23 protein-coding genes are annotated in these 23,788 nt (G+C 70.4%); 13 read left to right on the top strand and 10 right to left on the bottom strand.

The features are described 5' to 3' along the window. Positions 1-175: 175 nt before the first annotated feature. Positions 176-595 (bottom strand): hypothetical protein, encoded by a 420-nt coding sequence (locus M3B01_RS10860; RefSeq protein ID WP_193865427.1) that lies wholly within the window; start codon positions 593-595, stop codon positions 176-178. 162 nt (positions 596-757) lie between these two features. Here M3B01_RS10860 and M3B01_RS10855 point away from each other — a divergent pair, with 162 nt between their 5' ends. Continuing rightward, the gene (locus tag M3B01_RS10855) at positions 758-1,159 is read left to right on the top strand and encodes a hypothetical protein (RefSeq protein ID WP_193865426.1); all 402 of its coding nucleotides are present in this window, start codon (positions 758-760) and stop codon (positions 1,157-1,159) included. A 78-nt stretch (positions 1,160-1,237) separates the two neighbouring features. Here M3B01_RS10855 and M3B01_RS10850 read toward each other — a convergent pair whose 3' ends face one another. Beyond that, positions 1,238-2,824 carry a WXG100 family type VII secretion target gene (locus M3B01_RS10850; RefSeq protein WP_193865425.1) on the bottom strand — a complete coding sequence of 529 codons (1,587 nt, stop codon included), beginning with the start codon at positions 2,822-2,824 and terminating at the stop codon, positions 1,238-1,240. Continuing rightward, positions 2,821-3,657, bottom strand: coding sequence for a hypothetical protein (locus M3B01_RS10845; protein ID WP_259792045.1), 837 nt, complete (start codon positions 3,655-3,657; stop codon positions 2,821-2,823). Before M3B01_RS10845 ends, M3B01_RS10850 begins: the two co-directional genes overlap by 4 nt. 258 nt (positions 3,658-3,915) lie before the next feature. Here M3B01_RS10845 and M3B01_RS10840 point away from each other — a divergent pair, with 258 nt between their 5' ends. The 5 genes from M3B01_RS10840 to M3B01_RS10820 all read left to right on the top strand — a co-directional run bounded on the left by M3B01_RS10840 (position 3,916) and on the right by M3B01_RS10820 (position 8,279). Beyond that, entirely contained in the window at positions 3,916-5,349 is a 1,434-nt protein-coding gene (locus M3B01_RS10840) for an S-layer homology domain-containing protein (protein ID WP_259792043.1), read from the top strand. 163 nt (positions 5,350-5,512) lie between these two features. Further along, positions 5,513-6,859: a folylpolyglutamate synthase/dihydrofolate synthase family protein gene (locus M3B01_RS10835; protein ID WP_193865578.1), complete on the top strand. Its 1,347-nt coding sequence runs from the start codon at positions 5,513-5,515 to the stop codon at positions 6,857-6,859. Between the two features lie 2 nt (positions 6,860-6,861). Beyond that, on the top strand, positions 6,862-7,368 hold the full coding sequence (locus tag M3B01_RS10830; RefSeq protein WP_259792038.1) for a DUF4233 domain-containing protein: 507 nt from the start codon (positions 6,862-6,864) through the stop codon (positions 7,366-7,368). Positions 7,369-7,411: 43 nt separating this feature from the next. Continuing rightward, a complete protein-coding gene (gene ndk / locus M3B01_RS10825; protein WP_193865422.1) occupies positions 7,412-7,837 on the top strand; it encodes a nucleoside-diphosphate kinase in 426 nt (141 codons plus the stop codon). Between the two features lie 271 nt (positions 7,838-8,108). Then, positions 8,109-8,279 carry a hypothetical protein gene (locus M3B01_RS10820; protein WP_193865421.1) on the top strand — a complete coding sequence of 57 codons (171 nt, stop codon included), beginning with the start codon at positions 8,109-8,111 and terminating at the stop codon, positions 8,277-8,279. Positions 8,280-8,941: 662 nt separating this feature from the next. Here M3B01_RS10820 and greA read toward each other — a convergent pair. Together greA and M3B01_RS10810 are read right to left on the bottom strand one after the other, a co-directional pair. Further along, the gene (gene greA / locus M3B01_RS10815) at positions 8,942-9,430 is read right to left on the bottom strand and encodes a transcription elongation factor GreA (protein WP_259792035.1); all 489 of its coding nucleotides are present in this window, start codon (positions 9,428-9,430) and stop codon (positions 8,942-8,944) included. A gap of 231 nt (positions 9,431-9,661) precedes the next feature. Then, positions 9,662-10,054 (bottom strand): DUF4307 domain-containing protein, encoded by a 393-nt coding sequence (locus tag M3B01_RS10810; protein WP_259792034.1) that lies wholly within the window; start codon positions 10,052-10,054, stop codon positions 9,662-9,664. Positions 10,055-10,266: 212 nt separating this feature from the next. Between M3B01_RS10810 and mca the strand changes: the two genes are divergently transcribed. Together mca and M3B01_RS10800 are read left to right on the top strand one after the other, a co-directional pair. Then, entirely contained in the window at positions 10,267-11,286 is a 1,020-nt protein-coding gene (gene mca, locus M3B01_RS10805; protein ID WP_259792032.1) for a mycothiol conjugate amidase Mca, read from the top strand. Continuing rightward, positions 11,286-11,660 carry a hypothetical protein gene (locus tag M3B01_RS10800; RefSeq protein ID WP_259792030.1) on the top strand — a complete coding sequence of 125 codons (375 nt, stop codon included), beginning with the start codon at positions 11,286-11,288 and terminating at the stop codon, positions 11,658-11,660. Before mca ends, M3B01_RS10800 begins: the two co-directional genes overlap by 1 nt. Before the next feature lie 17 nt (positions 11,661-11,677). On the opposite strand, the gene M3B01_RS10795 is transcribed toward M3B01_RS10800, so the two are convergent. Further along, on the bottom strand, positions 11,678-12,544 hold the full coding sequence (locus M3B01_RS10795; protein ID WP_311203223.1) for a hemolysin III family protein: 867 nt from the start codon (positions 12,542-12,544) through the stop codon (positions 11,678-11,680). A 191-nt stretch (positions 12,545-12,735) separates the two neighbouring features. Between M3B01_RS10795 and M3B01_RS10790 the strand changes: the two genes are divergently transcribed. Both M3B01_RS10790 and M3B01_RS10785 read left to right on the top strand, forming a co-directional pair. Further along, complete coding sequence (locus M3B01_RS10790) at positions 12,736-13,497, top strand: isoprenyl transferase (RefSeq protein WP_259792028.1); 762 nt, start codon at positions 12,736-12,738, stop codon at positions 13,495-13,497. Positions 13,498-13,790: 293 nt separating this feature from the next. Then, a complete protein-coding gene (locus M3B01_RS10785; RefSeq protein ID WP_259792026.1) occupies positions 13,791-15,272 on the top strand; it encodes a PhoH family protein in 1,482 nt (493 codons plus the stop codon). Between the two features lie 120 nt (positions 15,273-15,392). On the opposite strand, the gene M3B01_RS10780 is transcribed toward M3B01_RS10785, so the two are convergent. Together M3B01_RS10780 and M3B01_RS10775 are read right to left on the bottom strand one after the other, a co-directional pair. Beyond that, a complete protein-coding gene (locus M3B01_RS10780) occupies positions 15,393-16,814 on the bottom strand; it encodes a class II fumarate hydratase (protein WP_311203222.1) in 1,422 nt (473 codons plus the stop codon). A gap of 115 nt (positions 16,815-16,929) precedes the next feature. Beyond that, the gene (locus M3B01_RS10775; RefSeq protein ID WP_259792024.1) at positions 16,930-17,841 is read right to left on the bottom strand and encodes a carbohydrate kinase; all 912 of its coding nucleotides are present in this window, start codon (positions 17,839-17,841) and stop codon (positions 16,930-16,932) included. A 122-nt stretch (positions 17,842-17,963) separates the two neighbouring features. Here M3B01_RS10775 and M3B01_RS10770 point away from each other — a divergent pair, with 122 nt between their 5' ends. Beyond that, on the top strand, positions 17,964-18,554 hold the full coding sequence (locus M3B01_RS10770) for a DUF4245 domain-containing protein (protein WP_259792022.1): 591 nt from the start codon (positions 17,964-17,966) through the stop codon (positions 18,552-18,554). Between the two features lie 57 nt (positions 18,555-18,611). Here M3B01_RS10770 and M3B01_RS10765 read toward each other — a convergent pair whose 3' ends face one another. Next, positions 18,612-18,938 (bottom strand): exodeoxyribonuclease VII small subunit, encoded by a 327-nt coding sequence (locus tag M3B01_RS10765; RefSeq protein WP_259792020.1) that lies wholly within the window; start codon positions 18,936-18,938, stop codon positions 18,612-18,614. A 91-nt stretch (positions 18,939-19,029) separates the two neighbouring features. Continuing rightward, positions 19,030-20,325, bottom strand: a complete 1,296-nt coding sequence (gene xseA / locus M3B01_RS10760; protein ID WP_259792019.1) for an exodeoxyribonuclease VII large subunit — start codon at positions 20,323-20,325, stop codon at positions 19,030-19,032. A gap of 239 nt (positions 20,326-20,564) precedes the next feature. Here xseA and M3B01_RS10755 point away from each other — a divergent pair, with 239 nt between their 5' ends. Next, complete coding sequence (locus M3B01_RS10755) at positions 20,565-21,653, top strand: 4-hydroxy-3-methylbut-2-enyl diphosphate reductase (protein WP_259792017.1); 1,089 nt, start codon at positions 20,565-20,567, stop codon at positions 21,651-21,653. Between the two features lie 146 nt (positions 21,654-21,799). Next, on the top strand, positions 21,800-23,788 hold a 1,989-nt coding region (locus tag M3B01_RS10750), incomplete at its 3' end, for a VWA domain-containing protein (RefSeq protein ID WP_259792016.1).

The raw sequence follows: 23,788 nt of genomic DNA, 5'->3' as shown, positions 1-23,788 counted from the left end.
TGGCCCGCGCCCGTCAGCCGACTCTCGTCGGGCCCCCCCCCCCCCCCCCCCCCCCCCCCCGGGGGGGGGGGGGGGGCCCCCCCCCCCCCCCCCGTTCGTCTTCGTCCCGTGCTTCCCGCGGCCTGCCGGCTCCCGGCGGCGCTGTTCCCCGTGCCGGGAGGCCGTTGGCCGGGGCTCAGCCGATCCCGTAGTGCTCGTAGAAGTGGGACATCGTCGTCGGCACGGGTTCCTCGTGTTCGAGCAGTTCGTAGGCGGGAATCTCTGTGCCATCGGAGATGACGCCTCTGACTGCGACATCGATGGCCTGTCCGGGATCGAACATCTCGTGAATCACCTCGACGCCGCGCCTCCAGGCTTCCTCGAAGGCGTCGGGCAGCTCATCGGCGGTGACGTCCAGGGTGATGGTGCCGCTGACGGTGGTACCCAGCCCGCCGCCGGGTCCGCCGATGATGTCGGCTCCGGTGACTCCGGGAGCGGACTGGATCTCGCGGTTGACGTCGCTCCAGCCGGGCTTGGAGAACCCGCTGCATCCAGTCACCAGGGAGAACAGACCCATCGCGCCTGCTACCAGGACATGGCGACGCCTCGGTGCCATCGCTGCTCCTCCTGTCGTGTCACGCCTTGTGTGAGAGTAGGTGATCCGGACCAGATCGCGCTCACCTGGGGGACGTCCACGGTCAACGTGGCATGCTGGCCCTGGTGACTATCGGGCAGGGAGGCATGTGCGGTGATGAGCAGACGAGGAATCCTCGGCGGCGTGGGGGCGCTGGCCGCAGCAGCACTCACGGGATGCTCCGTACTCCGAAAGGACCGCGCCGAGCTGATCACGGAAGCCGTGCTCGAGATCCCGGGCGTCACAGGAGCGTCGTTGCGGACGGGGACCAACAACAGGTTCCTGCAGTACGTCGCGGGTGACGTGGAGATCGATGCAACGTCAGCATCGACCGGGCTCGGCATCTACGACGACGTGATGCGTACGGCAGTCACCATTCTTCATGAGCGGGACGAGCCCGATACGAGGGTCGGTGGGATCACCGGTCGACTTCCCGACGGAACCGAGCTCACCGCACTGGAGCTGCATCCCGAGTTTCCTACTGAAGACCACAGGCTCGACTACGTGGGCGCTTCATCGCTCTATTCGCGGTACGGCCTGAGCTGACCCGGAAGGGCAGGACATGCGCTTGATCGCACTGTTCGCGTTTTGGCCTGGCATGGCTGCTGCCGTCGGTATGTCGAGTCAGGACCTGTGCTCACGCCCAACGGTCACTACGTGTGATTCTGCGACGTAGGTGCCATCCCCCAGATAGATCCCGGTCAGGTCGTTCTGCAGGGGTCCGAGTACGGGGTGGCTTTCGGTGGAACGCCCGACTGTTCCGGCATAACCAAGGTGTGGTTCCCCGTCCGGGCCCACGGAGTCATGGTTGACGTGCAGCCATTCCGCCCCGGACGTCGGAGCTGCTGTGCCGGGTAGGACCACTTCATGCAGGTTCGGAGCCTGAAGGCGCCCCCCACCGATCTGTGTCCCCTGCAGGTCGAGGTGCGCGATGTGGTCCCCAGTCGAGGACGGCCATCCCAGGGAGGCGGGTCCGTGAGTCACGTTGACCACCTCGGTGCCGCCCTGGGCTGGTAGGACCGTCTGCACCGGTGAGCCCACGGAGAACGCATGGGTGACGTTATAGGTGCCGTCGGCCCCGGAGGCCGAGTTGAAGCTCGGGTCCGATGCCAGGTGCGATCCCACGATCCCACCCTGTGAGTGACCCACCAGCATCACGTTCGAGCCCGGAGGGATGCCCGCCGCGTCCATCGCGGCGCGCACGTCGTCCATCGCGGCCGGGTGCTGGCCGGCCACCAGACGCAGGTTCGATGCCCAGTCCCGTGAGTTCCCCTGTGAACCCCAGGCATCCCAGGTGTCGATGTCCGCACCTTCGGTGGGCGGGATCTGCACAATGTAGACCGGGTCGCCCCCCTGGGAGTTGTGGACTTCCTGAATGCCGATCTGACCGGATTCCAGCGGAGCGTCGTCGGGGTTGGGGAGGCGGAGTTGGTTGTTCTCCAGAATCAGGTCCTGCAGAGTCTGCGGCCCTTCGACCGGGCCGGTGGTGATCTCGACGCCGTGCACGATCCCGCCAGGCCTGTCGTCGAAGAAGTCGGTCCCGGGTGAGCCCGGCACCATGTCGTACAGCGCTGCCGCGCCCGAAGCGGTGGTGACCGCGGCGCCGGCGACCAGCTCGGCGATCGTCGGAACCCGCTGCCCGGTCATCCAGCCCGTGAAGGTTTCGCCCAGATGCTCGGCATCTCGGCGGAACACCTCGAAACCGCTCATGTCCATGCCGAGCCCGTTGCCCATCGTGCTGATGCCGTCCATCAGGAGGTCGCTGCCCCAGCCGATGCCATCGCTGATCAGCCCGGCCGTATCGGAGAACAGCTGCTCGGCCGGGTTCTCCAACCAGTTCGGGATCCACGGGTTGTCCTCGTGGAGGTAGCCGCGGTCCATCCGGTCCGTCGGGGCGTCCGGGACGGTGCTGGGGCGGGTGCCGGGGCCGGATTCGGTGCCGTCGCGGTCAGAGACCACGTCCTGCTGATCGGCCTCGCCCTCCAGCTGGGAGGCCTGGTCCTCGAGCTCTGCGAGCAGGCCGCTGATCCGCCCACTGGAGAGCTGGAGCCACTCGTCCCGGAAGCTGTCCGCGTCCGGTCCCTCCCAGGTCACAGAAGTGACAGCACCGTCCAGTGCGCCGCGCAGCTCCTCGATGCGGTTCATCCCGGTGCGGCAGGCGGCGCTGTGGTCGCGCACCTGCTGGGTGTCCATCCCGTAGAAGCCGCTCATGACCGGGCCCCCTCACCGCTCGTACCTGCGGGGTCCTCGTCCCCGGGCGTCGGTGGCAGGCCGGAGGCGAAGCGGATCGACTCCTCCAGCAGGGGGATCACGGTGCCTAGGACGTCACCGGGCTCCACCGCCACCACCTCGATCTGCGAACGGTCCGGGGTGTCGGTGCGGTAGATCCCCAGCTGCCCGCAGTTCCACAGCCGTGCGATACTCACCGGCTGTGCCAGGCGGGCCGGATCGGGGGAGTGGAGGGTCAGGCTGAGGGAAGCGCGGTCCCCCCGGGCGGTGAGGGCGTCCTGCAGGCGAGGGTCCAGCCCATCGAGGCGGGAGAACGCGGTCTCGGCGTCGGCCCCGGCGACGAGCAGCTCTCGCAGATGCGCGAGCTGGGCGGCATCCAAACGAAGGGTGCCGGGCTTGTTCTGCACTGTCAGACGGGGCGGCGTCCCCAGGGCGCTGCCGTCAGGCAGCACGTCGGCGAACAGTCGCGGGAGGTCCTCGAGAACACACTCCGACCACCGCGAAGCGCCGGGCTCCTCGTCAGTGGGCACCTCGGAGTGCTCCACCGTGGCACCGTCGGCATGGACGCCCACGCGCACCCGGTGTGCGAGACCGCCTGCCTCCACTGCCAGCACCATCACCGCGGGGGCGGTCATCTGGCGCACCAGGAGGTCCAGTTCCGGGCCTTCCAGCGAGCTCTTCACCGCCTCCGTCCTCACCCCGTTTGCCTCATCGGCCGTTAGGGCTCGGTAGATCGGGTTCAGCGCGCGCTCGGGTGTGCCGGCGGCGCGGACGGCGCCGATCGCCTCGGGCACGTCCTGGGTCAGCGTGGTCATCTCGAACCTCCCGTGAGCGGTGCCTGCCCCGTTCAGCTCCGATGGCGAACAGGGCGCTGGTGTGGCCTGGTCCGTTCACCGTACGAGCACCCCACGGTGGTGACCATGGGTAGAACTGCCCATGTGGACGAGAACTAGCTGGGGAGGAACCGCGCGACCGGCGACGCCCGGGTGCATCTCAGGGAACCCCTGCGATGCGCTGGGGCCGGATATCCTGAGAGATGGCCGGGCAGCCCGGTCCACTTCCCGGAGGTCCCTGTGCCCACTGAATCCCCTGGCGCATCACGCGCCACTTCGCTCCTCAGCCGTCGTCCGCTCCTGGCCGCGATCATCGCGCTGCTGCTGGCGGCCAGTACCCTCGCTGTTCCGGCCCACGCGGGGCCCACCCCCGCAGGACTCGGTGGTTTCGATCCCGGCGCTCTCATCAGCGACGAGGTGATGTTCGACGGAAACCGGATGTCGGCCTCCGAGGTCGATCAGTTCCTCCGCGACCAGGGAGCGAACTGCCGCACCGCGCGCGGTGGCGCGCCCTGCCTCAAGGACGTCCGCATGGACACCCCGCAGCGAGCCGCAACCGACGTGTGCGAGGCGGTTCCGGCCCGCACCCAAGGCACAGCCGGCGAGATGATCACCGACGTCTCGCGCGCTTGTTCCGTGAACCCGCAGGTGCTGCTGGTGATGCTCCAGAAGGAGCAGGGCTTGATCACGACAACTTCGCCTACCTGGACCAAGCTCGACCAGGCCTTGGGGTTCCGCTGCCCGGACTTCGAGGCCTGCGATCCGCGATATGCCGGACTCGGCCATCAGCTCTACCATGCTGCGAAGCGCCTCCAGGAGTACGGCGATGCCTCTCGTGGCTACCGCTACCAGGTCGGGGCCAACCTGATCCAGTACAGCCCCTACCCGTTCTGCGGCGAAGCTTCTGTGAACATCGCCAACCGGGCCACTGCCGCCCTGTACAACTACACGCCGTTCACCCCCACCCAGGCCACGCTCGATGCCGGGGCCGGTGCTGTTGCGGACGACGTGTGTGCCACCTACGGCAACCGCAACTTCTTCCGGAACTTCTCGCTCTGGTTCGGTTCTCCCAATGGCACCTCGGCACATGCGTACCCGGTGGCCGCACCGATGGGGCGCACCCCCCAGGCGCCGTTCCGGGACGTCAACCACGGCGACCTCGTGTTCTTCACCGAGATCGCATGGATGAAGCACGCGGGACTGGCCAACGGGTGGTCCGACGGAACGTACCGGCCCTTCGAGCCGATCAAGCGCGATGCCATGGCTGCGTTCCTGTACCGGGCCGCCGGCTCGCCCGCGTACACACCGCCTGCCGTCTCACCGTTCAAGGACGTCTCACCCACCCGAGAGGTCTTCTACAAGGAGATCACGTGGGCGCATTCCGAAGGCATCGCCGAGGGCTGGCCCGATGGCACCTTCCGTCCTTACGAGCCCGTCAAGCGCGATGCGATGGCCGCCTTCCTGTATCGCGCGCAGGGATCGCCTCCGTTCACGGCCCCGGCCGTCAGCCCGCTGAAGGACATCAGCGTGCGCGACACGATCTTCTACAAGGAGATCAGCTGGGCATACTCCGAGGGCATCACCACGGGCTGGCCCGATGGCTCGTACCGGCCGTACTCGCCGATCCTGCGCGATGCCATGGCGGCGTTCATCTACCGAGTCGAGGTGGACTGAGACGGCCGGGCGCAGCCGTCGCCACTGAGCAGCGCGCCGGCTGCGACACCTGCCACCCCGAACCTTCCCGGAGACGTTGCGTCGGAGGCGCCCTCCGTAGACTGACCAGCGCCCCGTCCGCGCCCCCGTAGGAGACCCCGTGCCCCGTCCGTCCCGTCCGGCCATGTCGCCGCAGCTGCGCGAGGTGTACGCCGCCCTCCTCGAGCGCGCGCCGGAGAACCGCATCGAACCGGACCTGTCGCGGATCCGCCGGGTGATGGAGCTGATGGGGGACCCCCAGCACTCCTACCGCTCCATCCGCATCGCCGGCACCAACGGCAAGACCACTACCGCCCGCATCCTGGAGCGGATCCTGCGTGAGGCGGGCCTGCGCACCGGACGCACCACCAGCCCCCACCTGCACTCGCCGGTGGAGCGCATCGCGATCGACGGCTCCCCGATCGACGAGGACGGCTTCGTCCAGGCGTACCGCGACGTCGAGCCGTTCGCCCGGATCGTCGATGAGGAGTCCCTGGCGGCCGGGGGAGTGCGGCTCACCTACTTCGAGTACCTCACCGCCATGGCCTACCAGGCCTTCGCCTCCGCCCCCGTGGACGTTGCGGTGGTGGAGACCGGCCTGGGCGGCACCTGGGACGCCACCGGTGTGGTCGATCCGGACGTCGCCGTGATCACCGTCATCGGCCTGGACCACCAGGAGTACCTCGGCGAGACCATCGCCGAGATCGCCGCGGAGAAGGCCGGGATCCTGACCGCCGGCGCCACCGCCGTGATCGCGGCCCAGCCCGAGGGGGACGCCGCCGACGTGCTGCGCGAGCGGGTCATCGAGCTCGGTGCCGAGGCCGCCTTCGAGGACGAGCAGATCGGGGTGCTCTCCCGCACTCCTGGCGTGGGCGGGCAGATGCTCACCCTGCAGGGGATCGCCGGTCGCTACGAGGACCTGTTCCTCTCGCTTCTCGGCGAGCACCAGGCGCACAACGCACTCCTCGCCGTGGCCGCGGCCGAGGCCCTCCTGGGCGGCGACTCGCCGCTGGATGCTGGCCTGCTGACGGCCGCACTGGGATCGGTCACCTCCCCGGGCCGGGCCGAGGTGGTGCGCCAGTCGCCCACGATCCTGCTGGATGCGGCCCACAACCCCTCCGGAGCCGAGACCCTGGTGGCCACGGTCCGGGAGAACTTCCGCTTCACGCGCACCATCGGACTGGTGGGGATCCTGCAGGAGAAGGACGCCGAGCAGCTGCTTGCCACCCTCGAGCCCCTGCTGGACTCCGTGGTGATCACCCACTCGTCCTCACCACGCGCCATCCCCTCCCATGAACTGGCAGACCTCGCCCGCGACGTGTTCGACGACGAGGACCGCGTGCTCGAGGCCGCCTCGCTGCCGGATGCGATCCAGCAGGCGGTGGATCTGGCCGAGGCCGAGGGGGAGATGTTCGGCGGTGTGGTGGTGGCCGGATCGGTGACGCTGGCCGCCGAGGTGCGGGACCTGCTGGGCCTGCCGGAGGAGGAGTGAGAGTGACCCGTTTCCTCGAACCCTCCTCCCGCGCGCACGGGGCGCAGCGCATCCTCGGTGCGACCGTGCTGGTGGTCGAGGCCTTCGTGGTGCTCTTCGCGGTGCTGGTGGCCCATCAGCTGGTTCCCGACCAGCGTGCGTTCACCTGGAGCTGGGGGCTGCTCACCTCGGTGGCACTGGTGGCGTGCTCCGGGATGCTCAAGCGCGGGGCCGTTCCCTACTACATCGGGGCGGTGCTCCAGGTCCCCGTGATCCTGCTGGGAGTGCAGGTCCCCGCGATGTGGGCGGTGGGCGTCATCTTCGCGATCCTCTATGTGTACAGCGTCGTCAAGGGCCATCAGCTGGATGGGGAGAAGGACGCGATCGACGCCGCCCACTGGCGCGCAGAGGCCTCTGCGGAGGGGAGTGCTGCGGGGCCGGGTCCCGATGCATCGGCCAGCGGGGGCGGGGCGACGGAGGCCGACCGGGCCGAACGCAGCCGGCAGTCCCATCGCCCGCCGAGGGCCTGAACCCGACTCGCACCGCGGACCGCGCGCCGTTAGGCTCGCGGCTATGACCCCACAGCGCACTCTCGTCCTGCTCAAGCCCGACGCCGTCAAGCGCGGCCTGCGCGGGGAGATCATCCGCCGCATCGAGGCCAAGGGCTACACCATCTCCGCCCTGGGCCAGCGCACTGCCACCGACGAGGAGCTCTCCGCCCACTACGCAGAGCACGAGGGCAAGCCCTTCTATCCCGGTCTCGTGGAGTACATGGGGGCCGCACCTCTGGTCGCGCTGGTGCTCGAGGGGGAGGGTGTCATCGCAGGCTTCCGCTCCCTGGCCGGTGCCACCAACCCCACCGAGGCCGCTCCGGGCACCATCCGCGGCGATCTGGCCCGCGAATGGGACCTGCCGGTGATCCAGAACCTCGTCCACGGCTCCGATTCCGAGGAGTCCGCCGCCCGCGAGATCGGCATCTGGTTCCCCGAACTGGACTGATCAGTACCGCCGTCGTTCGGTCCCGGCAGGCGCATCGCGTCTGTTCCCGCTCTTCTTCGCTATGAGCTGTCGAACCGGCCAGTCGCGCATCCGCCGGCGTGGAGCCCCCTGGGGCTCCTCGGAGGCCGAGACGATGATGGTGATGAGGCCCACCATGCGCCGGCACCTGCTGCGACAGCCACGGGAAGAGGTGCCCGTCTGCTGCTCGTCGTGGCGCGCCGCACAGAGGACGTAGCACGCCTCGGCGCGGATCGCCGTGCAGAATGGAGCCATGGGCATGGGTCTGGGTGTGGTAACGGTCGGGTTCCTACTGCTGGCGCTGCTGGCCGCCGTCGCGATCCTCGCAGCCGTCGCCGCTCCCAACGTGCGCCGGGCACGGCACGGCGAGCAGACACCGCTGCGCACGCCGCGCCACTCCTCGCGCACGCGGCGCGACACCTGAGGCCGCGGACCGCGCATGGCCGCTGACCGCGACCGTCTGGGCTGACAGCCCGCCCCAAAGGTGTGACCATCCCGAGGTACGACCACCCCGTCGCCCCCCACCGGCGTCCTGACCGGGTGCACCTAGACTGGCCCATGGCCCCGCCGCATCGCCGGCTCCTGCGACCTCGGAGGTGACCCGTGGATCCCAATGACATTCTCGTCCTGCTCGTCGGTGGAGCCGGTGGTATCGGTGTGATCGGCGCGGGGGCATGGGCCTATCTGCGCAGCAGGGGGAAGACCCCGACCGATCCCAAGGACCAGCGCCGTGATCCGCAGGACAGCAGCACCGGATCTCGCCCCGCAGGCACCGCGGTCAAGGAGCGGCCAGCTGCCCCCACCTGGGCCGACACCCTCTCCGCCCCCTCCCGGCCCGCCGATCAGAAGCCAGCACAGCAGAAGCCGGGCGAGGCCGCACCGGCCGGAGAGGAGCAGGCCCACGGCGCCCCTGAGGACAAGCCCGTCCGGCGGGCGCCGGAGACGGACGGTGGCCGCCAGGCACCCGCGGCCACCGCCGTCCCGACAGACGACACCGTTGCCGCCCCTGCCGATGCGCCGGCCGCCCCCGCCCCCGCGGGGCCGGCCCCCCTCGTGCATGCCCGGCCTGGCACAGCCGGGGCGGGCTCATGCCTTGTAGGGCTTCGCCTTCAGGATCTCCACCGGGAAGGACTTGCCGTTGGGGGCGGTGTAGTCGATGGACTGGCCCACCGAGGCGCCGTTGATGGCGCCGCCCAGAGGCGAATCGGTCGAGTACACCTCGAGGTCGTCACTATCGGCGATCTCACGGTTGCCCAGCAGGAACGTGCGCTCCTTGCCGGCCAGGGAGATGGTCACCACCATGCCCGGCTCGACCACGCCGTCGTCCTTGGGGGCCTCGCCCACCACGGCGTTCTTCAGCAGTCGCTGGAGATCGGCGATGCGCGCCTCCATCATGCCCTGCTGCTCGCGGGCAGCGTGGTAGCCACCGTTCTCCTTGAGGTCGCCCTCGTCACGGGCCGCAGCGATGCGCTCCGCGATCTCGGCGCGCCCCGGGCCCTCGAGCTCCTCGAGCTCCTTGGCCAGGCGGTCGTACGCGTCCTGGGTGAGCCAGGCGCCATTCGGCTGGCTGCTCATGGGTTCACTCCTGTCGAAGTTCTGGTGCGCAATGGGACGACATGGCCCCCTACGCAAATACGGGGCACATGTGCGCATGCGCCCCGTGTGCGGGAAATGAAGAACCGGCACGAAGCCGGTTCCCAGACAGTTTACATGTGTGAGGGCAATTTCCTGAACGCACAATGGTGCACGTCACGACACTGCAGGTCAGTGCGAGGCTCGCAGGAAGTGTCGGCGTGCGCCGCGTGCTCAGAGCTGTTCGCAGCCGAGCACCTCGGCCGATACTGCGTCACCCTGGGTTGCGATCTCCACCCGGTGCGTGCTGCGGCGCTGCTCCTGGGCGGGGACCTCCACCTCGACGAAGCCCACCTGCGCACGTCCCTCGTTCATCGCCTGGACCGCGCACTCCGCCTCCGCTCCGGGGCGCATGGTGACCGCGAAGCTCACCGCGATGCGGTTCTCGTCCACGTGCTCATACGAGAGCAGTTCGGCCTTGACGGGCTGATCGGCGAAGCGGATCCCGATCAGCACCACCGTGGCCGCGAACACGATCGCGACCACGGCCACCATGATCCGGCCCAGGCGCGGGGACACGATGGGTGCGCCGTAGCGATCTGCCGGTCGGTTCTGGACTGCACTCATGCCGGCCAGTGTCCCAGACCGGCCTGGGGGAGGACGGGTCGATGGTCGGCACCGCGGGAATGGTGACCATGCCGCCGACGCCGCTTGCGCAGACGGACCGTGCACGCCGCTGGGCGAGAGCACATGGCAGTGGCGTAGGCTCAACCGGTGGTCGGGGCCCTGTCCCTGGCGCCGTCCCCCGCTGACCTGTGCCTGATCCGTCGAGGAGATCCGTGAACGTCGTACTGCCCGCCCCCGACGAGCCCCTGCGCATGGTGGCCGTCCACGCGCACCCCGACGACGAGTCGTCCAAGGGTGCCGGCAGCACCGCCCGCTACGCCCGCGAGGGTGTGGAGGTCACCGTGATCACCTGCACCGGTGGCGAGAGGGGCGACATCCTGAACCCCAAGCTGCTCGGTGACACCGAGATCGCGGCACGCCTGCCTGAGGTGCGCCGCGAGGAGATGGCCAAGGCCCAGGCGATCCTCGGCGTGCAGCACGAATGGCTCGGCTTCGAGGACTCCGGGCTGCCCAGCGGCGACCCGCTGCCGCCGCTGCCCGAGGGCTCCTTCGCCACCATCGACGTCCTGGAGGCCGCCCGCCCCCTGGTCGAAGCGGTGCGGCGCCTGCGCCCCCACGTGATGACCACCTACGACGAGAACGGCGGCTACCCGCACCCCGACCACATCCAGGTGCACCGCATCTCGATGGCCGCCTTCGAGCTGGCGGCGGATCCCGAGTTCGCCCCGGAGCTGGGGGAGCCATGGGCGATCGCCAAGCTCTACTACATCAACGCGTTCCACCGGCAGCGGTTCGCCGCGATCGCACGGCACCTGCGTGAGGAGGGCCAGCCCAACGAGGAGCTGGAGGACATGCTGCTCCACTTCGACGAGCGCACCGATCGCCTGCTCACCACGCGCGTGGACGTGCGCGACTACCTCCAGGTGCGCGATGACGCCCTGCGGGCCCACGCCACCCAGGTGGATCCTGACGGTCCGTTCTTCCGCATCGCCCACGACGCGGACACCCGAGCCTGGGGCACCGACGACTACGAGCTGCGCATCTCCCGCATCGGTGTGGAGCTCCCGGAGACGGACCTGTTCGCGGGCCTGCGCCCTGCCCGGCCGGAGCAGCCCCACCATGAGGAGGGCGGCTGGCTCGACCTGGTGCGCACCGAGGGCCACGAGGCACCCTCCCGGGATGTCGGCGAGCAGGCTAGGACCGGTCGGTCCGCCGACGGCGAGGTGCGCTGATGTCCCCCGCCCTGGTGATCACCGAGCTGGTGCTGGCAGCCCCCACCCCTTCGGACGGCGAGGAGTTCACCCCGGTCTCCGTCTCCCCCGGCCTGCCCGGGTTCTTCGCCACCTTCGTGCTGGCGGCCCTGCTGGTACTGCTGCTGGTGGACATGGCCCGGCGTGTGCGACGCGTGCAGGCCGCGGGCCGGGTGCGGGAGCGCTACGAGGCCCAGGAGCGGCGCGACAGGGCCGAGGAGCAGCGCGACGCGGCCGGTGCTGAGAGCCGGGAGGTCGATCCGGGAACGGACCCTGTCGACGGGACGCACACGGCAGGCGAGCGCGGAGCCGGGGAATCCGAGGACGATCCGCGGCCTCCGTCGGACCTGCGCTGACGGGCCCTTACGGGCTCTCAGAGCACCGACAGTGCGACCGCCGCGAAGTGGCAGCCGAAGCCGACCAGCGTGCCGGCGTGGAAGATCTCGTGGAACCCGAACCACGCCGGTGAGGGATCGGGCCGCTTGAGGGCGTACACGATCGCACCAGCCGTGTAGGCGATGCCCCCGGCCACGAGCAGCGAGACCACGGCCCAGCCGCCGCCGGCCAGCATCTGCGGCATGTAGAACACCGCCACCCAGCCCAGTGCGATGTAGGCAGGCACGTAGAGCCAGCGCGGGGCCCCGGTCCAGAACAGCCGGAACAGCACCCCAGCGGCGGCACCGCCCCAGCAGATCGTCAGCAGGGTCACCGCATCGCGCGTCTCCAGCAGGGAGATCGCCAGCGGCGTGTAGGTCCCCGCGATGATCAGGAAGATGTTGGCGTGGTCGAAGCGTCGCAGGATGATGGCGTGCTGCGGTGACCAGGTCCCGCGGTGGTACGTCGCGCTGACCCCGAACAGCAGGGAGGCGGTCGCGATGAACACCGTGCAGGCCAGGCGGATGGCGAGGGTCTGTCCGAAGGCCACCAGCAGCAGGCCCGCGATCAGCACCGCCGGGAAGGCGATCAGGTGCAGCACGCCCCGCAGTCGAGGCTTGGGCAGCTGGAGGCCCAGCGTCGCGGCCCGGCGCGCCATGGCGCGGGTCAGGGTGCGCGGCGCGAAGGGGTAGCGATCGGCGGTGGGGATGTCCTCGTCGGCCACGGTGGCACCGGACTCGGCGACCGCGTCGACCGCCTCGCGGAGCGCGGGATCCTGGTCATGGTGCGGGAGGGTGATGGTGCTGGGCGCGACGCGGGTGCGCTCGTGCTGGGGTGCGTCGTCCGGACGCTCGCCGATGGTCATGGCGAAAGCGTAACCTACGGTTCCGTAACCGTCACGGCCTGGGCGGGCGGGGCGTCCACGCGCCAGCGGTGAGCTGTGCGGATCCGGTGAGGATCCTGGCACCGCACGCGAAAGCCGTCCACGACAGCCGATAATGGACAGCGCGGCCGCGATCCGGGCCGCACGATCGGTCGGCGGAAGGGGATGAGGCCGTGGTGGACGACGACTCCCTGCTCTATCGCGTGTACGAGCGCCGCCTCACCCGTGAGCTGGAGAACTACGAGCTGCCCCAGCACCTGGGCGTCATCGTGGACGGCAACCGGCGATGGGCCAAGGCCTCCGGAGCCACCACCGCCGAGGGCCACCGCATGGGCGCAGCGAAGATCGTCGAGTTCCTGACCTGGTGCGAGGGCCTCCACATCCCGCTTGTCACCGTCTGGATGCTCTCGACCGACAACCTGTCGCGCCCGGCCGAGGAGCTCGGTGCGCTCTACGGGATCATCAAGGACACCGTCGAGCAGATCATCGACGCCGGCTACTGCGTGCGCCTCACCGGCAGTGCGGAGATGCTGCCCGAGGAGGTGCGCGGCGCCATCGGCCGGATCCAGCAGGATGCCGAGCCCGCTTCCCGCCTCACGGTGAACGTCGCCATCGGCTACGGCGGCCGCGAGGAGATCGTGGATGCGGTGCGCGAACTGGTGCGGGATCTGGGATCCCAGGGGATGGACCCAGAGCAGGTCGCGGCGGCCATCAGCGTCGACTCCATCACCGAGCACCTCTACACCCGCGGCCAGCCCGATCCCGACCTGATCATCCGCACCTCCGGGGAGCAGCGGCTGTCCGGGTTCCTGCTGTGGCAGTCGGTCCACTCCGAGTACTGGTTCTGCGAGACGTACTGGCCGGGCTTCCGCCGGGTGGACCTGCTGCGCGCCCTGCGCGACTTCTGCCGCCGCGAGCGCCGCTTCGGCAGCTAGGCCGGTGCCCCGAAGCCCGGGTGCGCAGGCCCGCCGCCCGGACGGTGGGGACGGTCGGTCGTCGTTCCCATGGAGGGCAGGCCCGTCTCCTCATTCGTCGAAGCCGGGACGGGGATGGGCGCGTCTCTCGTGTGCTCCAGGTCACTGCGATGGCACCATGGAGGTCGCCGGGGTTCTGCCGAACTCCCGGTGACGATCGGGTGAACGTCCCACCCGCCCGCGGCGGGACGCGCCCGAGTGCGGGTGCCACGAGGGTTATGGTCCAGGCAACCGCGTGAACCCGGGAGGCTCCCATGGACGAGACCACCACAGCCCGCGAGACGATGCCCGCCGAGGGCGGCGTCGCAGATGCCGGCCCCGCAGAGCTCCGCACCGCGCGGGCCAGCACATCGGCGGAAGCGGCGCCCCGTCTGGGAGACGGCACACCGGTGGTCCCCTCGCTGGTGCCCGGGGCGGCTCAGGAGGTGCTGCCTGACATCGAGACCGGGGTGATCACCTACGTGCTGGACACCTCGGTGCTGCTGGCCGATCCGCTCTCGCTCACCCGCTTCGCCGAGCACGACATCGTGCTGCCGATCGTGGTGGTCACCGAACTGGAGGCCAAGCGCCATCACCCCGACCTGGGGTACTTCGCCCGCCAGGCCCTGCGGATCCTCGACGACCTGCGCGAGCAGCACGGCAACCTCGCGGTGCCCCTGCCCATCGGCCAGGAGGGCGGGCGCGTGCACGTGGAGCTGAACCACCAGTCCACCTCTTCCCTGCCCGATGGGTTCCGCCTGGGCGACAACGACACGCGCATCCTCGCGGTCGCCAAGAACCTGCAGCTGGAGGGCAAGCACGTGGTGCTGGTCTCCAAGGACCTGCCGATGCGGATCAAGGCCTCCGCCTCCGGCATCCACGCCGAGGAGTACCGCGCAGAGCTCGCTCGCGACCGCGGCTACACCGGCATGATCGCTGCCTCCGTGGACGAGCAGACCATGGCCGACCTCTACGACGGGGAACTGGTGGAGATCCCCGAGATCGCCCACCATCCCGTGCACACCGGGCTCACCATCACCAGCCCGCGCGGATCGGCCCTGGGTCGCCTCACCAAGGACAAGAAGGTGCGCCTGGTGCCCGGGGACCAGACGGTGTTCGGGGTGTCCGGTCGCTCCGCCGAGCAGCGGGTGGCGATCGACCTGCTGCTGGACGAGTCCGTGGGGATCGTGTCCCTGGGGGGCCGCGCCGGCACCGGCAAGAGCGCCCTGGCGCTGTGCACCGGTCTGGAAGCGGTCCTGGAGCGCCGGACGCAGCGCAGGATCATGGTGTTCCGGCCCCTGTTCGCGGTGGGCGGCCAGGAGCTCGGATACCTGCCCGGCGACCAGAGCGAGAAGATGGGGCCGTGGGGGCAGGCCGTGTTCGACACCCTGGGGTCGATGGTCTCCCAGAACGTGATCGACGAGGTCCTCTCCCGTGGGATGCTCGAGGTGCTGCCCCTGACCCACATCCGCGGCCGTTCCCTGCACGACGCCTTCGTGATCGTGGACGAGGCGCAGTCCCTCGAGCGCAACGTGCTGCTGACCATGCTCTCCCGCATCGGGCAGAACTCCCGCGTCGTGCTCACCCATGACATCGCCCAGCGCGACAACCTGCGGATCGGCCGCTACGACGGCATCGCCTCCGTGGTCGAGGCCCTCAAGGAGCACGAGCTGTTCGGCCACATCACCCTGCAGCGCTCCGAGCGGTCCAAGGTCGCCGAGCTGGTCACCCATGTGCTGGACGAGCCCGTGCTGTGATGCTGCTGTGATGCGCGGGAGGATCGACAGGGAGAGGGCCCGAGCAGCAGCAGTGCTGCCGCTCGGGCACCGGGGAGAGCTCGAGCGCTGAACCGACCGCCCCGCAGGCGGCCCCTTCGATCAGCCCTTCGGCTCGGTCATGGACAGCACGTCCAGGGCCGAATCCAGCTGCTCCTCGGTGAGCTCGCCGCGCTCGACGAAGCCCAGCGCGAGGGTGGCCTCGCGCACCGAGATCTGTTCGGCCACCGCGTGCTTGGCGATCTTCGCGGCGTTCTCGTAGCCGATCAGCTTGTTCAGCGGGGTCACGATGGAGGGGGAGGCCTCCGCGTAGAAGCGGGCCTTCTCCTCGTTGGCGACCAGGCCGTCCACGGTCTTGTCGGCCAGCACGGTGGAGGCGTTGGCGAGCAGACGGATGGACTCCAGCAGGCTGGTGCCCATCAGCGGGATCTGCACGTTCAGCTCGAAGGAGCCCTGGGCGCCGCCCCAGGCGATGGCGGCGTCGTTGCCGACGACCTTGGCGCACACCATCAGCACGGCCTCGGGGATCACCGGGTTCACCTTGCCGGGCATGATCGAGGAGCCCGGCTGCAGGTCGGGGATGGCGATCTCGCCCAGGCCCGTGTTGGGACCGGAGCCCATCCAGCGCAGGTCGTTGCAGATCTTGGTGATCGACACGGCGATGGTGCGCAGCGCACCGGACATCTCCACCAGGCCGTCGCGAGCGGACTGCGCCTCGAAGTGGTTGCGCGCCTCCGTCAGCGGCAGGCCCGTCTGCTCGGCGAGGTTGGCGATCACCTTCTGCGGGAATCCGGCCGGGGTGTTGATGCCCGTGCCCACGGCGGTGCCGCCCTGGGGGACCTCGGCGGTGCGCGGCAGGGCGGCCTCGACGCGCTCGATGCCGTAGCGCACGGCTGCCGCGTAGCCGCCGAACTCCTGCCCCAGGGTGACGGGGGTGGCGTCCATCAGGTGGGTGCGGCCGGCCTTGACGACGTGCTTCCACGCCTCGGCCTTCGCCTCGAGGGCCTCCGCCAGGTGAGCCAGAGCCGGCAGCAGCTTCTCTGTCACCGCCGCGGTCACAGCGACATGCACCGAGGTGGGGAACACGTCGTTGGAGGACTGCGAGGCGTTGACGTGGTCGTTGGGGTGCACGTCGATCCCGCCGGCGCGGGTGGCCAGGGTGGCTAGCACTTCATTCATGTTCATGTTCGAGCTGGTGCCGGAGCCGGTCTGGTACGTGTCCACCGGGAACTGGTCGTCGTGATCGCCCGCGATGACGGCATCGGCGGCGGTGACGATGGCGTCGGCGATCGCGGCATCCAGGACGCCCAGGTCCTTGTTGGCGCGAGCGGCGGCCTTCTTCACCTGGGCGAGGGCGTGGATGTGGGCGGGCTCGAGGCCCTGCCCCGAGATCGGGAAGTTCTCCACGGCGCGCTGGGTCTGGGCGCGGTACAGGGCGGAGGCGGGGACCCGCACCTCGCCCATGGTGTCGTGCTCGATGCGGTACTCGCCCTGGGTCGCGGGCGCGGTGGTGTTCTCGGACAAGGTCTCTCCCTCGGTGTGCGGTCGGCGGTGACGGGACGTGGTGGATCGGGGTCGGGTCTCGGGGTCAGGAAGCAGGGTAGGCGCGGGTGTAGCCGCGGTGGGCCGGGGGAGCGGATCAGGTCAGCTCGTGGCTCCACGGCGGGTTGGCCCCGGAGCGGGAGACCGTCACGGCGGCGAGCCTCGCGGCGCGGCGCAGCACCCCGGCCACGTCGTCCGACGGCATCGCCGCGATCGCCTCACGGCGATCGGCTCCGAGCAGTCGCTTGTCGGCCAGGGCATCGAGGATGCCCGCGCTGAAGGTGTCACCGGCTCCGACGGTGTCGACCACCTCAACGCGGGACGGAGCGACCTGCACCCGGCCGGAGTCGCTGAAGCCCACTGCGCCCTCTCCACCGCGGGTGAGGACGGTCAGTCCGGGTCCGCTGCGCCGCCACGAGGCCACGACGTCCTCCACGTCCTCGGTGTCGTACAGCCAGGCCACGTCCTCGTCGGAGGACTTCACCACGTCGGCGCGGGCGATGATCGCCTCGATCCGCTCGCGGGCCTCGGCCGCATCACCCATCAGGGCGGGGCGGGCATTGGGGTCGTAGCTGATGGTGGCCTGCCCGCGGTAGCGGTCCAGCACCTGGGCGACGGTGGCGGCGCCTGGGTCGAGCACGGCGGCGATGGAGGAGGTGTGCACGGCGGTGATGCCGTCGGGCAGTCCGGACGGGTCCGGGTCCCAGTTCAGGTCGAAGGTGTAGGTGGCCGCCCCGCTGGCATCCAGCTGGGCTTCGGCGGTGGAGGTGGCGGGACCGGTGATGCTGCCCGGGGTGAGGTCCACGCGGGACTCGGCGAGGTGGGCGCGGATCGCCTCGCCGCGAGCGTCGCCGCCGATGCGGGTGAGCAGGTGGGATGTGTAGCCCAGGCGTCCCAGCGCCACGGCCACGTTCATGGGGGAGCCGCCCGGGTGCTCAACCCGATGGCCGTCCCCGTGGACGACGATATCGGTGAGGGCTTCTCCGACGGTGAGGAATGTCGCGGTCACCGTGCGATCATCGCAGGTTTCGTGGGGTGGGGCGAATGCGCGGCGGCATCGGGGGCGGCACCGCAGACGGTCTGCCCCAGGACCCGGCAGAGCTGCGGCGCGGTTGCGGGGACAATGGGACCATGCATGCCCCGGACGACACCCCCGCGCCCCGGCCGACGTCACCGTACTCCCGGCTCACCAAGCAGAACACCTCCCTGCGTAACATCGTGTGGGCACTCGGGCTCACCATGGCGATCGTGATCGTCGTGGGCTTCGCCTTCTTCGGTGCGGGGGATGACTCCTCCCCTGAGCCGCTGCCGAACTCCGGGCTGGACGTCACGGCCAGCGCGGAGCGAGCCCAGGGGACCGCCCCGTACCCGGTAGCCGTGCCGGAGGTGGGCGCGGAGTGGGCCGAGCGCTCCGCGCGCTACTCCGGCAGCCAGGAGCGCTGGGAGATCCGCTACTCCTCGCCGCAGGGGCACCTGGTGGCACTGGTGCAGGTCCCGGAGGTCTCCGCGCCCGTGCTCTCGGCGAGCCTGCCCGGGGCGTCGGTGCAGGAGGAGCGCGAGATCGCGGGCATTCCCTGCCAGGTGGTCACCGGCGGCTCCGATGACGAGCCCCGTACGGGGCTGTCCTGCCAGGGCGAGGACTGGGGCCTGCTCGTGCATGGCGGGGCGGAGATCGCAGAGCTCGAGGAGCTGGCCGAGGCGGCGATCACCTCGATCAGGTGACCCGGTCTCGACCGGTCTGCGGCGGGCCGGCCAGCAGTGGGCCGACCTGCCACGGGTTCACCCGTCGGACGGATCGTCCGTCCGCCGGGCTGCCACGGCCTGGTCCAGGCGCTCCCGTGCGCCGTCGAGCCACTGCTGGCAGCGGCGGGCGAGCATCTCGCCCCGCTCCCACAGGCCGATGGAGTCCTCCAGCCCGCCCTGCCCGCTCTCCAGTCGCCGCACCACCTCGGTGAGCTGGTCCCGGGCCGCCTCGTAGCTGAGCTCGGCGATGTCCGAGGGCAGCGGCTGCGGGTCGTCGCTGGGCTGCACCGCAGGCGCGGTGGTCGCGGTGGCTTCGGCGGGGGAGTCGGCGGAATCGGCGGGCTTGCTGGGGCGCGGGGTCATGGGGTCTCCGTTCGGGTGAGGGGTGGGTTCTAGGGCCCGGCGGGGCGATCGAGGGGCGAGGGCCGGCGACGGCGGGGTCGAGGTGGATGCGTCAGGCGGTGGGCGGCGGCTGGTACGGATCGTCCTCGGTGCGGCGCACCCCGAAGCGACCGGCGGCCACACGCACGGACAGTGCCTGATCCACCGCCGCCTGTTGCGGGTCCCGCACCACGGTGCCCTGGGCGTCCTGCACCACCGCGTAGCCGCGCTCCAGGGTGGCCAGGGGGCTGAGTGCCCGCACCTGCCTGCGCAGGTGGCCGACCTCGTCCCGGGCCCGGTCCAGACGGGATCCCACCAGGGTGCGGGCCAGGCTGATGCGTGCGCGGATCTCATCAGCCCGGCCCGCCAGGATCGTCGAGGGGTTCTCCAGCACCGGGCGGGAGCGGATCGCATCCAGGGTGGACTGCTCGCGCTCCAGGCGACTGCGCACCGCGGTGCGCAGGCGGGACCGGGACATGGTGAGCTGCTCGAGCTCGGCCTGGATGTCGGGCACCACGCGCTTGGCGGCATCGGTGGGGGTGGAGGCGCGCACGTCTGCCACCAGGTCGATCAGGGGGGTGTCCACCTCGTGGCCGATCGCGGAGACGATCGGTGTGGTGGACGCCGCCACCAGGCGCACCAGCTGCTCGTCGGAAAACGGCAGCAGGTCCTCCAGCGAGCCGCCGCCGCGGGAGACGATGATGACCTCGACCTCCGGGAGGGAGTCGAGCTCCCGCAGCGCAGCGGAGACCTCCCGCACCGCCTTGGGGCCCTGCACGGCGACCTCCCGGATCGCGAACTCCACCGCGGGCCAGCGCCGCCGGGCGTTGACCACCACGTCCCGCTCCGCAGCGGATTCACGACCGCAGATCAGCCCCACGGTGCGCGGCAGGAACGGCAACGGCTGCTTGCGAGAAGCGGCGAACAGGCCCTCCGCGGCCAGCACGCGCTTGAGCTGCTCCAGGCGCGCCAGCAGCTCGCCCAGCCCCACCGGGCGGATGTCGTCGGCCTCCAGCTGGAGGCTGCCGCGCCGGGTCCAGAACGTGGGCTTGGCGTGCACCACCACGCGCGCGCCCGGCACGGGCTCCATGGGCAGGGCCCGCAGCACGTGCTCACGGATCGGCACCGAGAAGGACATGTCCACCTCGATGTCCCTCAGGGTCATGAACGACAGCCCCGACCCCGGACGCCTGTTGAGCTGGACGATCTCGCCCTCCACCCACAGCGGGGACATGCGCGCCACGTACTCGCCCACCTTCACCGACAGCTGGCGCAGCGGCCAGGGATTCTCCGCGGTGGTCTGCGCGGCGGTGGGCGCCAGGGTGCGGTGCTCCGGAGCGGCGACATCGCCCGGGGAGTGCTCAGTCATGGAGCCCACTCTGGCACGAGGGTGCGACAGTCCGGCACGCCGACGCGACCCGGGGGAGATCCGACCGGCGGGGAGGAACCTGGGGCCTGACCTGAGGAGCAGTAGGCGTGGCAAGCGGCCCTGTGGCCCCGAGCTGCAAGAGCCGTGTTCGTCAGGAAGTACCACGGCGCGTGTGGAGGGATGGTGAGGCATGCCCCAGCACCGTGCCCTCCCGGGTGCCGGTTCCCTACGATGGAGCGGTGAGCACCGGAACTGTGTACCTGGCCGAACCGCGCGGATACTGCGCCGGCGTCGATCGCGCCGTCGTCGCCGTCGAGCGCGCCCTGGAGCACTACGACGAGACCGTCTACGTGCGCCACGAGATCGTCCACAACAAGTTCGTGGTGGACAGCCTGCGCGCCAAGGGCGCCGTGTTCGTCGAGGAGGTCGACGAGATCCCCGAGGGGTCCCTGGTGATCTTCTCCGCCCACGGCATCTCCCCGAAGGTGCGCGAGATGGCCGAGCAGCGCAACCTCCGCACCATCGACGCCACCTGCCCCCTGGTGACCAAGGTGCACAAGGAGGCGGTGCGCTTCGCACGCGAGGACTACGACATCCTGCTGGTGGGCCACGAGGGCCACGAGGAGGTCGAGGGCACCGCCGGGGAGGCCCCCGACCACGTCCAGATCGTCAACTCGCCCGATGACGTGGTCAACGTGACCGTGCGCGACCCCGAGAAGGTCGTGTGGCTCTCGCAGACCACCCTCAGCGTGGACGAGACCATGGAGACCGTGGACCGGCTTCGCGAGCGCTTCCCCACCCTGCAGTCCCCGCCCAGCGACGACATCTGCTACGCCACCCAGAACCGCCAGGTCGCGGTGAAGAAGATCGCCCCGCAGTCCGACCTGGTGCTGGTGGTCGGCTCCCCCAACTCCTCCAACTCCGTGCGGTTGATGGAGGTCGCCAAGGAGGCCGGCGCCAAGGCGTCCCACCGCATCGACTCCGTGGCCGAGCTGCGTGAGGAGTGGTTCGAGGGAGTGGAGACCGTGGGCGTCACCTCCGGTGCCTCCGTGCCCGACGTGCTGGTCCAGCAGCTGCTGGCCGAGCTCGCCGAGCGCGGCTACGGCGATGTGAAGCCGGTGCGCACCGCGACCGAGGACCTCATGTTCTCCCTGCCGCGCGAGCTGCGCCAGGAGATGAAGGCGCGCGGGGTCAACGATCGCCGCTCCCGCCCCACGGGCGAGCGCGCCACCGCCGAGTCCGGCTCCCTGGAAGCAGACCCCTCCCAGCCCTCCGGGAAGGTGCAGGACGTCCGCGAGAACCCGGAACAGGGTGCCGGACTGGGCTGACGAACAGGCCGATCACCCGGCATGATGGCCGGGTGAGCTCACCCATGCCGCCTGGTACCGCTCCTGCCCCGGCCACCATCCCGAGCGCACAGCCGTCCCGAGACGCGGATGCACCGCAGGTGCGCCCCTCGCGCTGGCGTCGCGCGGTGCCCGGGTCCAGGGCGATGGCCTCCGCGCTGCTCACGGCGCTGGTGGCGGCACTGGTGGTGATGGCCGGCCCCGCATCCCCGGCCCTCGCCGAGGGCTACAACACCGGCCGCACCGCCCCGTCGATGCTGGTGTTCGACGCCTCCGGCTCCATGCGCGCGGAGGACGTGGAGGGCCGCAGCCGCATGGACGTGGCCAAGGAGGCCGTCTCGGGCCTGGTGCCGATGCTTCCCGATGACGCCACCGTGGGGCTGATGACCTACGGCAACTCGGACCCGCAGACGGCCAGCAGTCAAGAAGCAGGCTGCCAGGACGTCAAGCTCCTGGTGGAGGCCGACGGTCTGGACCGGGAACGACTGCTGCAGGAGATCGACGGGGTGCAGCCCTCCGGCTACACCCCCATCGGTCTCTCCCTGCGGAAGGCCACCGAGGCGCTGCCCGAGGCGGAGATGCGTTCGATCGTGCTGGTCTCCGATGGCATCGACGAGTGCGGGGGACCGCCCCCGTGCGAGGTCGCAGGGGAACTCGCCCAGCAGCACCCCAAGATGCGCATCCACACCATCGGGTTCAAGGCCGAGCAGGCAGCCCGGGACGAGCTGGCCTGCATCGCCGAGGCCACCGGTGGCACCTTCGCCGACGCCACCGACGCCGAGACGCTCCGCGATGAGCTGCTGGTCAAGATGACCCGTGCGATCCAGGGCTACTCCTCCGCGGGCAGCCCGATCACCGGCGGGACCAGCCTCGAAGAGGCCGTGGACCTGGTGCCCGGCTCCTACCTGGACGTGCTCGAGCACGGCAGCCCCGCGATCGACGACGGACAGGGTCACTCCCGCTACTACCGGCTGCAGATCGCACCTGGCGAGATCGCCCACGTGGCGGCCACCATGGTGCTGCCCGGGGGCGACGGCGCGACGAACAAGCTCGCCCAGCTCCAGCTGCGCACCTTCGCCCCCGACGGCACCGACTGCCGCATCGGGAATCTCGATGCCCGGGCCGAGGCCGATCTGGGTGACGGGCCGATCACGGCCTCCATCGCCACCCCGCGGATGGGGCAGACCGGGAACCTCTCCTGCTTCGGAGCGGATGCCGATGGCACGGTGATCCTGCAGGTGGAGCGCACCGGCAACCCGTCGCAGGACCAGGCGATCCCCGTGGAGGTGCAGTTCTTCGCCGAGGAGGAGGTGGACCCCTCGGGGCTGCCGCCGGCGGTGAAGTGGCCGCGCCAGATCGACCCGCTGCCCGTCCCCACGGACGGACAGCAGGTGCAGCCGGCCTTCTCCTTCGCCTCGGCGGTGCAAGCGGGCAGTGGCCCCCTGCGCGGCACCATCATCCCTGGTGAGGTGCAGTTCTTCCGGGTGCCCGTGCAGTACGGACAGCAGGTGCGCACAGCCCTCGTGCTGGGCGAGTTCGAGCCCCCGCCGGGTATGGACCTGGCTTTGCACGCCACGCTCATCTCGCCCCTGCGCGAGGACGTGTACACGATGGTCTCGCCCGATGGCGATGCGGATTCCGGCGGCCACTCAGCGGCGGCGGAGCCGGGCCTGCAGGTACAGCTCAACCAGGCCACGGCCGTGCAGTTCAAGAACCGGGAGCAGGGAGGAACCGAAGCCCGCAGCTCCTACCTGGCCGGCGACTACTACCTGCAGCTGACGATGGTCCCCTCCCGGTACGACGGTGACCGGCTGTTCGAGGTGCCGTACACGATCGACATCGACGCTGCGGGCGAGGCTGCTGAGGGGCCGGAGCTGGACGGTCAGGGCGCGGCCTCCGCGCAAGACCGCACCGCGGCCGACCCGGGCCAGGTGCCTGCAGCGTCCGACGGGGGCGGTTCGGACGGGGGAGGCGAAGGGCCCGGCGACATCGAGGACGGGCCATCGGAGCAGAGCGGCAGCGGGCGGTCCTTGCCCCCGCTGGCCTGGGCACTCATCGCCGGAACCGCGGGAGGCATCGTGGTGGCGGTCGCCGCCATCGCCGCTGTGGCGCTGGTG

This window comes from Brachybacterium sp. p3-SID957 (genome assembly GCF_025144775.1).
GTDB lineage: Bacteria > Actinomycetota > Actinomycetes > Actinomycetales > Dermabacteraceae > Brachybacterium > Brachybacterium epidermidis.
The sequence above is the reverse complement of the archived record's forward strand: the minus strand, read 5'-3'. Positions and strand labels throughout refer to the sequence as shown.